We start from the raw sequence: 15705 nt of genomic DNA, 5'->3' as shown, positions 1-15705 counted from the left end.
GGGTATAGTCTTACGAACCGTATGCCACTTCTGCCGGAAAATGTCGATGCCAGGCGTCGAAGCCGCCGTCAACACTGTAAACCGCGTCATAGCCCTGCTGAAGAAGATATTGCGCCGCGCCTTTACTGCTGTTGCCGTGATAACACATGACTAACACGGCGGTGTCGAAATCATGCTCGCGCATAAATGACCCCAGCGTGTCGTTCGTCAGATGAAACGCCTGCGGGGCGTGACCCATCGCATAGCTTTGCGGGTCGCGGATATCCACTAACACCGCGGCCCCCTGGTGCAGCTTCTGATGCGCTTCTTCGACATTAATACATTCAAACTGATCCATTGCTCTCTCTTCTTTATATTGCAGGTGACGCTTTTCAGACATGTTACTTCTTAGTGTACGTCCCGACGGCAGTTAAACGCCATAATGTTATATGTATCACTGTAAATTGTTTATCCGATGTTACCAATGGCGCGATTCTTTGCTATTATGCTCGATAACGAACATTAATGAGCTATAACGAAAGTGCGAGAGGCCAGCATGGAAACCAAAGATCTGATTGTGATAGGTGGAGGCATCAACGGTGCCGGTATCGCGGCAGATGCCGCTGGACGCGGTTTATCCGTGCTGATGCTGGAAGCGCAGGATTTAGCCTGTGCCACCTCTTCCGCTAGCTCCAAACTCATCCACGGTGGCCTGCGCTACCTGGAACACTACGAATTTCGCCTGGTGAGCGAAGCGCTGGCCGAACGTGAGGTGTTGTTGAAAATGGCACCGCATATCGCCTTCCCGATGCGCTTTCGTCTGCCCCATCGCCCGCACCTGCGTCCAGCGTGGATGATCCGCATTGGTCTGTTTATGTACGATCATCTGGGCAAACGCACCAGTTTGCCGAGTTCAACCGGTTTGCGTTTTGGCGCAGATTCCGTAATGAAACCTGAGATTGTGCGCGGTTTCGAATATTCTGACTGCTGGGTAGACGATGCGCGACTGGTTTTGGCAAACGCCCAAATGGTCGTACGCAAAGGCGGAGAGGTATTAACCCGCACTCGCGCTACCTCCGCTCGCCGTGAAAACGGTTTGTGGATTGTTGAAGCTGAAGATATCGATACCGGTAAAAAGCACACCTGGCAGGCGCGTGGTCTGGTCAATGCCACCGGCCCATGGGTGAAAGAGTTCTTCGACGACGGCATGCATCTGCCATCGCCGTACGGTATTCGTCTGATTAAAGGCAGCCACATCGTAGTGCCGCGCGTCCATACCCAGAAGCAAGCTTATATACTGCAAAACGAAGATAAACGTATTGTGTTTGTCATCCCATGGATGGACGAATTCTCGATCATCGGGACGACTGACGTCGAATACAAAGGCGACCCGAAAGCGGTAAAAATTGATGAGAGTGAAATCAATTACCTGCTGAAGGTCTACAACGCGCACTTTAAGAAACAGCTGGGCCGTGACGATATCGTCTGGACCTACTCGGGCGTACGTCCGCTGTGCGATGACGAGTCCGACTCGCCGCAGGCTATCACCCGTGATTACACGTTGGATATCCACGACGAAAACGGCAAAGCGCCGCTGCTGTCGGTCTTTGGTGGTAAGCTGACGACCTATCGTAAGCTGGCCGAACACGCGATGGAAAAACTGGCGTCGTACTATCAGGGAATCGGTCCGGCGTGGACAAAAGAGTGCATTCTGCCAGGCGGTGACATCGGCGGCGATCGTGAAGATTACGCGGCCAAACTGCGCCGTCGCTACCCGTTCCTGACCGAGTCGCTGGCGCGCCATTATTCGCGCACCTACGGCAGTAACACCGAATGGATTATCGGGGAAGCCACCTCGCTTGCCGAGTTAGGTGAAGACTTCGGCCATGAGTTCTATGAGGCCGAGCTGAAATATCTGGTCGATCACGAATGGGTGCGCCGTGCGGAAGATGCGCTGTGGCGTCGCACGAAAGAAGGTATGTGGCTGAACGCTGAACAGCAGTCGCGCATGAGCCAGTGGCTGGCAGAGTACATTGAGAAACAGCAGCTGTCGCTGGCGTCTTAAGACACTCGATATAAAACTGTAGGCCCGGTAAGCGTCAGCGCTACCGGGCCTTTTGCCGGATGGCGGCTAACGCCTTATCCATCCGGCCTACAGATCGTCCTGCCCTTGTTACAACCGCACCGAGTCGATATGCCAGATGTTTTCGGCGTACTCTTTGATCGTCCTGTCCGACGAGAAGTAGCCCATGTTGGCGATATTAATCATCGACTTGGTGGTCCACTCTTCCGGGTGGCGATACAGTTCGTCAACCTTATCCTGGCAGTCAACGTAGCTGCGATAATCCGCCAGAACCTGATAGTGGTCGCCAAAGTTGATCAGCGAGTCAACCAGGTCACGATAGCGCCCCGGCTCCTCAGGGCTGAATACACCGCTGCCAATCTGCGTCAGCACCTGGTGCAGCTCTTCGTCTTTCTCGTAATACTCACGCGGCTTGTAGCCCTGGCTGCGTAAGGCTTCGACCTCTTCCGCCGTATTACCAAAGATAAAGATATTTTCTGCGCCCACATGCTCCAGCATCTCGACGTTGGCACCGTCCAGCGTCCCAATGGTCAGCGCACCGTTGAGGGCAAACTTCATATTACTGGTACCAGAGGCTTCGGTCCCGGCCAGCGAAATCTGCTCAGACAGGTCGGCAGCAGGAATAATCACCTGCGCCAGGCTGACGCTGTAGTTAGGAATAAACACCACTTTCAGCTTGTCACCAATTTGCGGATCGTTGTTGATCACTTTCGCGACGTCGTTGATCAGGTGAATGATGTGCTTCGCCATATAATAGGCCGAAGCCGCTTTACCGGCGAAGATATTCACGCGCGGCACCCACTCGGCATCAGGATCGGCCTTAATGCGGTTGTAGCGGGTGATCACATGCAGCACGTTCATCAACTGGCGTTTGTACTCGTGAATACGCTTGATCTGCACATCAAACAGCGATTTCGGGTTCACCACCACGTTAAGCTGCTGGGCAATGAGCGTTGCCAGACGCTTTTTATTCTCCAGCTTCGCACGGCGCACCGCCTGATTTACCAGCGGGTAATCGCAGTGCTGTTCAAGCTCGCTTAGCTGGCTGAGATCGGTTCGCCAGGTGCGGCCAATGTTCTCATCCAGTACCTCAGAGAGCGATGGGTTAGCCAGCGCCAGCCAGCGGCGCGGCGTCACGCCGTTGGTGACGTTACAGAAGCGAGTCGGGAAAATCTTCGCAAAGTCAGCAAACAGCGACTGCACCATCAGGTTGGAGTGCAGCTCAGAAACGCCGTTAACCTTGTGGCTCACCACCACTGCGAGCCATGCCATACGCACCCGGCGGCCATTGGATTCATCGATAATCGACGTCCGTCCCAGCAGACTGGTATCGTTCGGATACTGTTCCTGCAACGTCTTCAGGAAGTAGTCGTTAATCTCAAAGATGATTTGCAGATGGCGCGGCAGAATTTTGCCCAGCATATCGACAGGCCAGGTCTCCAGCGCTTCGCTCATCAAGGTGTGGTTGGTATACGAGAAGACCTGGCAGCAGACCTCAAACGCATTATCCCAACTGAATTTGTGCTCATCGATCAGCAGACGCATCAGCTCAGGAATCGACAGTACCGGATGGGTGTCGTTGAGGTGAATGGCGATCTTATCCGCCAGGTTGTCGTAGGTTTTGTGCAGTTGATAATGACGGTTCAGGATGTCCTGCACCGTGGAGGAGACCAGGAAATACTCCTGGCGCAAACGCAGCTCGCGTCCTGAATAGGTGGAGTCATCCGGATACAGCACGCGGGAGACGTTCTCGGAGTGGTTTTTATCTTCCACCGCCGCAAAGTAGTCGCCCTGGTTAAATTTACCGAGGTTGATTTCGCTACTGGCCTGGGCATTCCACAAGCGCAGCGTATTGGTGGCGTCTGTGTCATAACCGGGAATAATTTGGTCGTAGGCTACCGCGAGGATCTCTTCAGTTTCTATCCAGCGCGTTTTCTTGCCTTCCTGCTGAATACGCCCGCCAAAGCGCACTTTGTAGCGCGTATTGTGGCGTTTGAATTCCCACGGGTTACCGTATTCCAGCCAGTAGTCCGGAGACTCTTTCTGTCGGCCATCAACAATGTTCTGTTTGAACATGCCGTAGTCATAACGAATACCGTAGCCGCGTCCCGGCAGACCCAACGTTGCCAGTGAGTCCAGGAAGCAGGCCGCCAGGCGCCCGAGGCCACCGTTGCCAAGACCAGGGTCGTTTTCTTCATCGATCAGATCTTCAAGATCCAACCCCATACCTTCCAGCGCATTTTTGACATCGTCATAAATACCCAACGATAACAGTGCATTGGAAAGTGTGCGGCCAATCAGAAACTCCATTGACAGATAATAAACCTGTCGAGTTTCCTGGGATAATTGCGCACGGTTAGAACGCAGCCAGCGCTCCACGAGACGATCGCGCACCGCGAACAACGTGGCGTTCAGCCACTCATGTTTATTGGCAATGACCGGGTCTTTACCAATCGTGAACATCAGCTTGTAGGCGATAGAATGCTTAAGTGCCTCTACGCTGAGTGTGGGCGATGCATAAGTAAATGGAGCATTCATATAGGTGATTCCTGGATATCTATTTCAAACGATAGTAAAGCTCACGGTATGACTTCGCCGCGACTTGCCAGCTAAAATCCATGGTCATGGCCTGACGTTGTACAAACCGCCACAGCGAAGGCCGGGACCACAATACGAAAGCACGCCGAATCGCGCGTAGCAGCGACCAGGCATTACTATCTTCAAATACAAACCCACTGGCGATACCATCCGCCAGGTTTTCCAGCGAACTGTCAGAGACCGTATCAGCCAGCCCACCGGTGCGCCGCACCAGCGGCAGCGTGCCGTACTTCAGTCCATACAACTGCGTTAAGCCACACGGCTCAAAACGGCTGGGAACCAATATAACGTCGGCCCCACCCATGATGCGGTGCGAGAAGGCTTCGTGATAGCCAATCTGTACGCCCACCTGTCCCGGATGTTCCGCCGCCGCGGCGAGGAAACCTTCCTGTAAAACCGGATCGCCCGCGCCGAGCAATGCCAGTTGTCCACCCTGCTCTAACAACCCCGGTAGCGCTTCCAGCACCAGATCCAGCCCTTTCTGACTGGTCAGGCGGCTGACTACGGCAAATAGCGGCACTTTGTCGTTAACCTTAAGTCCCATCGCGATCTGTAGCTGGCGTTTGTTCTCCGCCTTCTCTTCCAGCGTTTCACGCGTATACCGCGACGCCAGCAGCAGATCGGTTTCCGGGCTCCAGATTTTTTCATCAACGCCGTTCAGCACACCGGAAAGACGTCCTTCACGATGACGCTGCTGCAACAGACCTTCCATGCCGTAGGCAAACTGCGGCTCGGTAATTTCCCGCGCGTAGGTCGGACTGACCGCCGTAATGTGGTCGGCGTAGTACAACCCGGCCTTCAGGAAAGAAATCTGCCCGTTAAACTCCAGTCCGTGCACGTTAAAGAACGACCATGGCAATTGGATGTCATCCATATGCTTTGCATAAAACATGCCTTGATACGCCAGGTTGTGCACAGTGAACACCGATTTCGCCGGATGGCCGCGCGCCGCCAGATACGCCGGGGCCAGACCGGCATGCCAGTCGTGCGCATGCACCACATCCGGGCGCCAGAATGGGTCAAAGCCACAGGCCATTTCACTGCCGACCCAACCCAGCAGCGCAAAACGCAGCACGTTATCGGTATATGCAAACAGGTTAGTGTCGTGATACGGGCTACCGGGACGGTCATAGAGATGCGGCGCGTCAATCAGGTAAATGCCCACACCGTTGAAATGCCCGAACAACAGCGTAATACGTCCGGCGAAGGTATCGCGACGCGTCACTACCTGCGCATCGGGAATGCCGCGACGGATATCAGGAAACGCCGGGAGCAGCACGCGGGCATCCACACCGTCCGCGATTTGCGCTGCGGGTAACGCCCCAATAACATCCGCCAGTCCCCCGGTTTTTAACAAAGGGAACATCTCTGAACAAACGTGTAAAACCTGCATTATCGCTCCTGTTTGATCTGCAGTTTGCGCAGCATTTCACGCGTGACCAGTACAATACCTTCCTCTGAACGGTAGAAACGACGAGCATCTTCTTCCGCGTTTTCACCAATCACCATGCCTTCAGGAATAACGCAGGCGCGGTCGATAATGCAACGACGTAAGCGGCACGAACGTCCCACCCACACTTCAGGTAACAACACTGCCGAATCAATGTTACAGAATGAATTCACCCGCACTCGCGGGAACAGAACGGACTGCACTACCACCGAACCAGAAATAATACAGCCGCCAGAGACCAGCGAGTTCAGCGTCATTCCGTGGCTACCGGAACGGTCCTGAACAAATTTCGCCGGCGGCAGTGATTCCATATGTGTACGGATTGGCCAGTCCTGGTCGTACATATCCAGTTCAGGCGTCACCGAAGCCAGATCGAGGTTTGCTTTCCAGTAGGCTTCCAGCGTTCCCACATCGCGCCAGTACGGCTCGGATTCCGGGTCAGACTGTACGCAGGACAATGGGAATGGATGAGCATATGCCATGCCAGCTTCGGTGATTTTCGGGATGATGTCTTTGCCAAAATCGTGACTGGATTTTTCATCGAGATCATCTTCCGCCAGCAGTTCATACAGATAATCGGCGTCGAAGATGTAGATCCCCATACTGGCAAGCGATTTGGTCGGATCATTAGGCATCGCTGGCGGGTTGGCGGGCTTTTCAACGAACTCGATAATTTTATCGGTGTCGTCCACGTCCATTACGCCAAACGCGCTGGCCTCTTCAATAGGCACTGGCATACAGGCCACCGTGCAACGCGCACCTTTCTCAACGTGGTCGATCAGCATGCGTGAGTAGTCCTGCTTATAAATATGATCGCCCGCGAGGATCACCACATATTCCGCTTTATAGCGTCGAATGATGTCCAGGTTTTGGGTCACCGCATCCGCCGTACCGCGATACCAGTTTTCACCCTGCATCCTCTGCTGGGCAGGCAGCAGATCGACGAACTCGTTCATCTCTTCGCTAAAGAACGACCAGCCGCGCTGAATATGCTGCACCAGCGTGTGTGACTGGTACTGAGTGATCACGCCGATACGGCGGATCCCGGAATTAAGACAGTTGGATAAGGCAAAATCGATAATGCGGAACTTACCGCCAAAGTGCACGGCAGGCTTGGCACGCTTATTGGTTAAATCTTTCAGGCGAGTACCGCGGCCACCGGCCAGGATCAGGGCAACAGATTTTAATGGCAGCTGGCGCGCCAACATTACACGATCGTTCTTCTCTAAACTTACCATGACTAACTCCTTTTTATCTTCTCTGGAACACACACAGTCCGTGCGCAGGTCCCTGCCAGACCGCCGTAAGCACCGGATTATCCTCTCCGGCAAATGGGGGAATGGCGTGCCATTCCCCTTCAGGTAAAACGATATCTGTCACCTCAAGCGTGGCGTTTATTGCAATCAGGAAACGATCTGAAAGCAGGATTTGCATCTGCCTCGGGCCGTTATGCCACTCATCCGCACTTAAGGGTTGTGCGTACTTATTCAGCCAACGAACATTGCCATCGCCCTCTTCCCACCAGCAATCGCCTGTTAATGCAGGTATTTGCCGGCGCAGATGAATCAACGCGGCGGTAAATGTGGTTAGCCCACTGTTTGCCTGCTGCCAGTCCAGCCAGGTTAAGGCGTTATCCTGGCAGTAAGCGTTATTATTACCGTGCTGGCTATGACCATGCTCATCACCCGCCAGCAGCATCGGCGTTCCCTGGGAGAGCAACAGCGTGGTTAACAGCGCATGAATGCTGTCGCGCCGCCGCTCAATCAGGTCCAGCGAGCCGCCTAATCCTTCTTTACCATGATTGTCACTGTAGTTATTGCTAGTGCCGTCGCGATTTTCCTCACCATTCGCTTCATTGTGCTTATTTGTGAAGCAAACGCAGTCGCGTAGCGTAAAACCGTCATGCGCGGTCACCAGATTGACCGTGGCGCTGGGATTGCGGCCCGGGCGTTTAAACACGTCGCTGGATGCGGCAAAACGTCCGGCAAACTCGCCCAACGAAAGATTACGCTGGAGCCAAAAACGTCGCGTCGCATCGCGGAAATGGTCGTTCCACTCGGCAAACGGCGGGGGGAAATTCCCCACCTGATACCCGCCTTCACCAATATCCCACGGTTCCGCAATCAGCTTGGCGCGTGAAAGCAGCGGACAGTTTTGGATCGCGGTAAACAGCGGAGCATCCTGACGAAACTCAGGCGTACGCCCCATGACGGAAGCCAAATCAAAACGAAAACCATCCACATGGCAGGTTTCAACCCAGTAGCGCAGGCACTCGCATGCGTATTCCACAACGCCAGGATGGCTCAGATTGATGGTGTTCCCACAACCGGTCCAGTTGTAGTAATCGCCATCATCTCTGATCCAATAATAGCTACGGTTATCAATTCCGCGCAGCGAGAAGACAGGTCCTTCGAGATCCAGCTCGGCGCTGTGGTTTAAAACGATGTCGAGAATGACCTCAATACCCGCTTTATGCAGCGCTTTTACCGCGTCGCGAAACTCATCAAGCGCACTCTCCGGCGAGCTGGCATAGGCCGGATGCAGCGCGTACATCGCCACCGGGTTGTAGCCCCAGTAGTTTGACAGGCCCAGTCGCTGAAGCCGCGGTTCGCTGGCGAAATGCGCCACCGGTAACAGCTCCAGCGCGGTAATGCCGAGGCGCTTGAAATAGTCGATCATCACCGGATGACCCAGCGCTTTGTAGGTCCCGCGAATTTCTTCCGGCAGGTCAGGATGCAAATACGTCAGCCCTTTGACATGCGCTTCGTAAATTACGGTATTGCCCCACGGCGTGCGCGGCGGGGCATCATCCTCCCAGTCATAATGGTCGGACACCACCACGCCCTTCAGCGCGATGGCGGCATTATCATGATGATCCGGTTCATTCAGCCCACCGTGCAGCAGTGGGTTATCTTTTAACTCGCCATCCACCCGACGCGCGCAAGGGTCAAGCAGCAGTTTCGCCGGATTAAACCGGTGGCCCTGCTGCGGTTGCCACGGACCATGGACGCGATAGCCATAGCGTAGACCGGGACGGGCGTTGGCCAGATAGCCGTGCCAGACATCGCCGCTACGCCCCGGCAGGTCGTAGCGGAGTTCGCAGCCTTGCTCATCGAATACGCATAATTCAACGCGTTCAGCGTGGGCCGAAAAGAGGGTGAAATTGACGCCATGGCCGTCATACGTTGCACCATGGGGGGTGGCGTTGCCGGTTGCCAGTTGCGTCATTATCCCTCCCGCACCAGCCAGATCGTTGCCAGCGGTGGCAACGTCAGGCTCAGTGAGTGCTGACGACCATGACTGGCGATTTCATCGCTGTGCACCGCGCCGCCGTTACCGGTATTGCTACCGTGATAATGCATCGAGTCGGTATTGAGGATTTCGCGCCATTTGCCCGGCTGATTGATACCGAAGCGATAGCCGTGGCGAGGTACTGGCGTAAAGTTGCTGATAACGATGATTTCATTACCGACTTTGTCACGACGAACGAAAGCCAGCACCGAACGTTCTTTGTCATCTACCACCAGCCACTCGAAGCCATAGGCGTCAAAATCAAGCTCGTGCAGCGCTTTGTGATGACGATAAGTAAGGTTCAGATCGCGCACCAAACGCTGTACGCCGTGGTGCCAGTTATCGCCGCCTTCCAGCAGATGCCAGTCGAGGCTGGCGTCATGGTTCCACTCACGCCCCTGAGCAAACTCGTTGCCCATAAACAGCAGTTTCTTGCCCGGGAAGGCCCACATCCAGCCGTAGTAGGCGCGCAGGTTGGCAAACTTCTGCCATGCGTCCCCCGGCATGCGATCGAGAATTGATTTTTTACCGTGTACCACTTCATCGTGCGACAGCGGCAGGACAAAGTTTTCGGTGTAGTTGTACAGCATGCCGAAGGTCAGCTTATCGTGATGGAACTGACGATGAACCGGATCCAACTTCATGTAGTCCAGCGTGTCGTGCATCCAGCCGAGGTTCCACTTATACCAGAATCCTAAACCGCCCATATCCTGCGGCCTTGAAACGCCGGCAAAGTCGGTGGACTCTTCCGCCATGCTCACGGCCCCCGGCACCTGCTCGCCAAGAATACGGTTGGTATTGCGTAAAAACTCAATGGCTTCGAGGTTTTCACGACCGCCAAATTCGTTCGGGACCCACTCCCCTTCTTTACGGCTGTAGTCGCGATAAATCATCGACGCCACGGCATCTACGCGCAGCGCATCGATACCAAAACGTTCAATCCAGTACAGGGCATTGCCCACCAGATAGTTACTGACTTCACGGCGACCGTAGTTGTAGATCAGCGTGTTCCAGTCCTGGTGATACCCTTCGCGCGGGTCGCTGTGCTCATACAGATTGGTGCCATCAAACTCTGCCAGACCAAAGTCGTCCGACGGGAAATGGCCCGGCACCCAGTCGAGAATGACGTTCAGTCCGGCCTGATGCGCGGCATTCACAAAATAGCGGAAATCATCACGCGTCCCGAAACGACGGGTCGGCGCATACATACCGGTAGGTTGGTAGCCCCAGCTACCGTCGAACGGATGCTCATTAATCGGCAACAGTTCGAGATGGGTAAAGCCCATCCACTTGACGTAAGGCACCAGTTGATCCGCCAGTTCGCGGTAGCTCAGCCAGAAGTTGTTATCGGTATGACGACGCCATGAGCCCAGGTGCACTTCATAGATAGAGATCGGCGCATCAAACTGGTTGGCTTTTTTTCGCTCCTCGCTTTGCACCACTTTTTCCGGCAGACCGCAGATAAGCGACGCGGTTTCCGGGCGCATTTGCGCTTCGAAGGCGTAAGGGTCCGCTTTGATTCGCAGCTTACCGTTCGCATCGATCATCTCGTATTTATACAGTTGACCATGCTGCGCGCCGGGGATAAACAGCTCCCAGATACCGCTTTCTTTGCGCAGGCGCATCGGGTGGCGACGGCCATCCCAGTAGTTGAACTGCCCAACCACTGACACGCGTTGAGCGTTAGGCGCCCAGACGGAGAAGCGCGTACCGGTTACGCCATCCATGGTATCCGCATGCGCGCCCAGCGTTTCGTAAGGTCGCAGGTGCGTACCTTCAGATAACAGCCAGGCATCCATATCCTGGATCAGCGGGCCAAAACGATAAGGGTCATCAATCAGATTCTCCTGTCCATGCCAGACAACAGCTAACTGATAGCGAAAGAAATTTTTACGGCGGGGAAGTACAGCACAGAAAAAACCGCGAGAGTCGAGGCAGTCCAGCTTGCCGACTTTGCGTCCGGTTTTGGGTTCGATCACCCACACTTCGGTGGCGTCAGGTAATAGGGCGCGGACTTCAAGTCCAGCGTCAGTTTGGTGCATTCCGAGTACGGAAAAAGGATCCGCAAAATGGCCTGCAATTAGCGCATTAATCACGTCTCTATCGATACGAACGGACATGGTTGTCATCCTGTTTTATGGTGTCACGCCTTCCAACTGATCTTCGACATCAGGTAGTGACACTTTTTTTGACCTGAACGGCGCAGCACAATTGTGCATCCTCTCTGCGTCGTCCCACCTTCAGGCAACAACTTAATACCTCCGGTACTAAGTCACCCTTAAAGAATAGCCAATGCTTTATCTTACTCCTGGTAAAAAATGAAACATCTGCGCTTACTCCTGTATTACGCAAAAAAATGGGTGACTCAGCACCCATTGTTAAAACACGAAATCACTCTGCCGGAGAGCCGTATTGACTGATCCGGCCAGGTGGTTCGCGTCGTTTGTAGGCCTGATAAACGTGGCGTCATCAGGCAGTCCCACATTACGCCAACTGACGCAGCATACGGCGCAATGGCTCTGCAGCACCCCACAGCAACTGGTCGCCCACGGTAAAGGCTGACAGGAACTCCGGTCCCATATTCAGCTTACGCAGACGGCCTACTGGCGTGGTCAGCGTGCCGGTAACGGCCGCCGGGGTTAACTCACGCATGGTGATATCCCGATCGTTTGGCACGACTTTGGCCCACGGATTGTGCGCTGCCAGCAGTTCTTCCACGGTCGGAATAGACACATCTTTTTTCAGTTTAATGGTGAACGCCTGGCTGTGGCAGCGCAGCGCACCGACGCGCACGCACAGACCATCAACCGGGATCACGGAAGAGGTGTTAAGAATTTTGTTGGTTTCAGCCTGTCCCTTCCACTCTTCGCGGCTCTGACCGTTATCAAGCTGTTTGTCGATCCACGGAATCAGGCTACCGGCCAGCGGTACGCCAAAGTTATCAACCGGCAGTTCACCGCTGCGGGACAGGGTCGTCACTTTACGTTCGATATCGAGAATAGCAGAGGAAGGGGTTGCCAGTTCATCGGCCACATGGCCATACAGATGGCCCATCTGGGACAGCAGTTCGCGCATATGGCGCGCGCCGCCGCCAGAGGCCGCCTGATAGGTCGCCACGGAAACCCAGTCAACCAGGTCATTGGCAAACAGGCCACCGAGGGACATCAGCATCAGGCTAACGGTACAGTTACCGCCGACAAAGGTCTTAATACCTTTGTTCAGCCCGTCAGTGATGACATCCTGGTTAACCGGATCGAGAATGATGATGGCATCGTCTTTCATACGCAGCGAAGAGGCCGCGTCAATCCAGTAACCCTGCCAACCGCTTTCACGAAGCTTTGGATAGATTTCGTTGGTATAATCGCCGCCCTGACAGGTCACGATGATATCGAGCGCCTTCAGCGCATCCAGATCAAAAGCGTCCTGAAGCGTGCCGGTCGCGGTTCCACCGAATGTCGGTGCCGCCTGCCCGAGCTGGGAAGTAGAAAAGAAAACAGGGCGAATGGCGTCGAAGTCACGCTCCTCAACCATGCGTTGCATGAGAACAGAGCCGACCATACCGCGCCAGCCGATAAAACCAACATTTTTCATAGCGTTTTTTCCTGCAGAGATGTGTGCTGTGTATGCTAACCAGTATCCTACTGGCCTATCCTTCACCATACAAAAAGCAGCCAAAGTCGCAAGTGAAATTAATCAATGATAGCGAAGCCATCAGTAATGCGACTTATCCCGCTGCGCAAGCAAGCAGAAAGTCCGCAGTAATTATCAGGGAATTTGAGTTATGAATGAAATCATTTCAGCGGCAGTTTTATTGATCCTTATTATGGATCCGCTCGGAAATCTGCCCATTTTCATGTCCGTATTGAAACATACCGAACCCAAACGCCGCCGCGCGATTATGATTCGCGAGCTGTTTATTGCACTGTTGGTGATGCTGATATTCCTGTTTGCGGGCGAGAAAATACTGGCATTTCTTAACCTGCGCGCGGAAACCGTATCGATCTCAGGGGGCATCATTTTGTTCCTGATCGCCATTAAGATGATTTTCCCCAGCGCCACCGGGAATAGCACCGGGCTTCCGGCAGGCGAAGAGCCGTTTATCGTGCCGCTGGCGATTCCGCTGGTAGCCGGTCCGACAATCCTGGCTTCATTAATGCTGTTGTCGCATCAATACCCTAATCAGATGGGGCATCTGGTGATTGCGCTGCTGATCGCCTGGGGTGGTACTTTTGTGATTTTGCTGCAGTCTTCGCTGTTTTTGCGTCTGCTGGGCGAAAAAGGGGTGAACGCACTGGAGCGCCTGATGGGGCTGATTCTGGTGATGATGGCTACCCAGATGTTCCTCGACGGCGTAAGGATGTGGATGAAGGGGTGATCGCTTTTTTGATTTTGTAGGCCCGGTAAGCGCAAGCGCCACCGGGCAATGCCATCAGCTCAACAGCTGAAAGGCAATCATACCGACAATCGCACCGACCGTGCCGAGGATGGTTTCCATCATCGTCCAGGTCTTCAGCGTTTGCGCTTCGGTCGCACCGGTAAATTTACCGAACAACCAGAAACCGGCGTCGTTAACGTGGCTGACCACGATAGAGCCGCCCGCGATACAGATAGACAGTGCCGCCATCTGGGCACCGGAGTAGTTCAGTTGCTCAATCACCGGCATCACCAGACCGACCGCCGTTAAGCAGGCCACGGTCGCGGAACCCTGAATGATACGCACCGCCGCCGCCAGCACGAAGCAGGTGATGGCAATCGGCAGGCCCATACCGGTTAACGCTTCGCCCAGCGCCGGACCGACGCCAGAATCAACCAGAACCTGTTTGAACACACCGCCCGCACCAATCACCAGCAGAATAATCCCCGCTGGCTGCAGCGCATGACCACAGATCTCCATCACGCGGTCTTTTGGCATGCCCTGGCGTACCGCCAGACCGTAAATCGCCACCAGACAGGCAACCAGAATCGCGGTAAACGGGTGACCGATAAACTCGAACCATTCATAGGTTGTAGAACCGACCGGAACAAAGCGTGCGGCGATAGTTTTCAGCCCCACCAGAACCAGCGGCAGCAGGATAAGCGATAAGCTGAAGCCAAAGGATGGCATTTTGCCTTCGCCCAAATGCGGCTCGGAAATATCTTCCGGTACGTGCAGCTCGACGTAACGGCTGATGAAATTCCCCCACAGCGGCCCAGCGATAATCATGCCCGGAATCGCGGCACACAGGCCAATCAGGATCATCCAGCCAAAGTCGGCGTGCATCTGAGAGGCCAGCAGCATCGGCGCAGGCCCAGGCAGCAGGAATGCCGCAGCCGCCGCTACGCCCGCAAACAGCGGGATCACAAGCTTAACCAGGTTTGTCCCCGTATGGCGCGCCATTGAGAATGCCACGCTAATCAGCAGCACAATCGCCACCTCAAAGAATAGCGGCAGCGCACAAATCAGACCGGCCAGGCCAATCGCATAATGTGCGCGGCTGTGACCGAAGGATTTCAGCATTTTGACGGCAATCTGATCGACAGCGCCGGTCTCATGCAAAATCTTGCCGAACATCGCCCCCAGCGCCACAACAATCGCCAGGAAACCGAGCGTGCCTCCCATCCCTTTTTCCATGGTCGCCGCGATTTTATCGAGCGGCATACCGGAAAAGAGACCTGCACCAATGGATACCACCATCAAAGCAACGAAGGCGTGCATACGCGCCTTCATCACTAAAAACAGCAGTAATAAAACAGACCCTACTGCTGTTAAAACAAGCGTTAATGTACTCACTACTTACTGCCCTGGTTAATAACCTCAATGGTGCTGGCGACCACACCGTCCAGTGGTTGATCGATATCGACCACCAGTACATCGTTTTCATTCGCACCCGGTTCTTCCAGCGCTTCAAACTGGGTCACCAGCATCTGCGTTTTGAAGAAGTGGCCTTTACGCGCTTTCAGGCGGCTTTCGATAACGTCAAAATCCCCTTTCAGATAGATGAAAGAGAGGTTCGGGTTACCGTCGCGTAGCTGGTCGCGGTAGACTTTTTTCAGGGCGGAACAGACGATCAGCGAAACCTTGTTGGTACGCTGCATCGCAAAGGCGGCGTCATTCAACGCCTGTAACCACGGTTTGCGGTCGTCATCGTTGAGTGGCTCACCAGAAGCCATTTTCATGATGTTGCTGCGCGGATGGAGAAAATCGCCATCAAGAAACGCGGCCTGCAGTTGATGCGCCACTTCGCTGGCGACAGCAGATTTACCGCTGCCCGATACGCCCATCAGAACGTAAACGTGGTGATCATGATTAGTCGTGCTCAAAGCG

The 15705-nt window shown here is 54.4% G+C and carries 11 protein-coding genes; 2 read left to right on the top strand and 9 right to left on the bottom strand.

Annotation, left to right across the window (positions count from 1 at the left end; all coding sequences use genetic code 11):
• Positions 1 to 10: 10 nt before the first annotated feature.
• Complete coding sequence (glpE, locus tag HV314_RS01570; protein ID WP_003023495.1) at positions 11 to 337, bottom strand: thiosulfate sulfurtransferase GlpE; 327 nt, start codon at positions 335 to 337, stop codon at positions 11 to 13.
• A 198-nt stretch (positions 338 to 535) separates the two neighbouring features.
• On the opposite strand from glpE, the gene glpD reads away from it, so the two are divergent.
• Positions 536 to 2044: a glycerol-3-phosphate dehydrogenase gene (gene glpD / locus HV314_RS01565; protein WP_115190091.1), complete on the top strand. Its 1509-nt coding sequence runs from the start codon at positions 536 to 538 to the stop codon at positions 2042 to 2044.
• A 108-nt stretch (positions 2045 to 2152) separates the two neighbouring features.
• Here glpD and glgP read toward each other — a convergent pair whose 3' ends face one another.
• The 6 genes from glgP to asd all read right to left on the bottom strand — a co-directional run bounded on the left by glgP (position 2153) and on the right by asd (position 12992).
• Positions 2153 to 4600 carry a glycogen phosphorylase gene (glgP, locus tag HV314_RS01560; protein WP_016154813.1) on the bottom strand — a complete coding sequence of 816 codons (2448 nt, stop codon included), beginning with the start codon at positions 4598 to 4600 and terminating at the stop codon, positions 2153 to 2155.
• A gap of 19 nt (positions 4601 to 4619) precedes the next feature.
• Entirely contained in the window at positions 4620 to 6053 is a 1434-nt protein-coding gene (gene glgA / locus HV314_RS01555; protein WP_016154814.1) for a glycogen synthase GlgA, read from the bottom strand.
• Positions 6053 to 7348, bottom strand: a complete 1296-nt coding sequence (gene glgC, locus HV314_RS01550; RefSeq protein WP_016154815.1) for a glucose-1-phosphate adenylyltransferase — start codon at positions 7346 to 7348, stop codon at positions 6053 to 6055. The genes glgA and glgC overlap by 1 nt, the downstream gene beginning before the upstream one ends.
• Positions 7349 to 7361: 13 nt before the next feature.
• The gene (glgX, locus tag HV314_RS01545; RefSeq protein ID WP_019078135.1) at positions 7362 to 9338 is read right to left on the bottom strand and encodes a glycogen debranching protein GlgX; all 1977 of its coding nucleotides are present in this window, start codon (positions 9336 to 9338) and stop codon (positions 7362 to 7364) included.
• On the bottom strand, positions 9338 to 11521 hold the full coding sequence (glgB, locus tag HV314_RS01540) for a 1,4-alpha-glucan branching enzyme (protein ID WP_016154817.1): 2184 nt from the start codon (positions 11519 to 11521) through the stop codon (positions 9338 to 9340). The genes glgX and glgB overlap by 1 nt, the downstream gene beginning before the upstream one ends.
• 364 nt (positions 11522 to 11885) lie before the next feature.
• On the bottom strand, positions 11886 to 12992 hold the full coding sequence (gene asd, locus HV314_RS01535) for an aspartate-semialdehyde dehydrogenase (RefSeq protein ID WP_016157652.1): 1107 nt from the start codon (positions 12990 to 12992) through the stop codon (positions 11886 to 11888).
• 190 nt (positions 12993 to 13182) lie between these two features.
• On the opposite strand from asd, the gene yhgN reads away from it, so the two are divergent.
• Complete coding sequence (gene yhgN, locus HV314_RS01530) at positions 13183 to 13776, top strand: NAAT family transporter YhgN (RefSeq protein WP_003023480.1); 594 nt, start codon at positions 13183 to 13185, stop codon at positions 13774 to 13776.
• A 54-nt stretch (positions 13777 to 13830) separates the two neighbouring features.
• Here yhgN and gntU read toward each other — a convergent pair whose 3' ends face one another.
• A complete protein-coding gene (gntU, locus tag HV314_RS01525) occupies positions 13831 to 15171 on the bottom strand; it encodes a gluconate transporter (RefSeq protein ID WP_016154820.1) in 1341 nt (446 codons plus the stop codon).
• Positions 15171 to 15701: a gluconokinase gene (gene gntK, locus HV314_RS01520; RefSeq protein WP_003023475.1), complete on the bottom strand. Its 531-nt coding sequence runs from the start codon at positions 15699 to 15701 to the stop codon at positions 15171 to 15173. The genes gntU and gntK overlap by 1 nt, the downstream gene beginning before the upstream one ends.
• Positions 15702 to 15705: the final 4 nt, after the last annotated feature.

This window comes from Citrobacter sp. RHBSTW-00887, from assembly GCF_013728095.1.
Lineage (GTDB): Bacteria > Pseudomonadota > Gammaproteobacteria > Enterobacterales > Enterobacteriaceae > Citrobacter > Citrobacter braakii.
The sequence above is the reverse complement of the archived record's forward strand: the minus strand, read 5'-3'. Positions and strand labels throughout refer to the sequence as shown.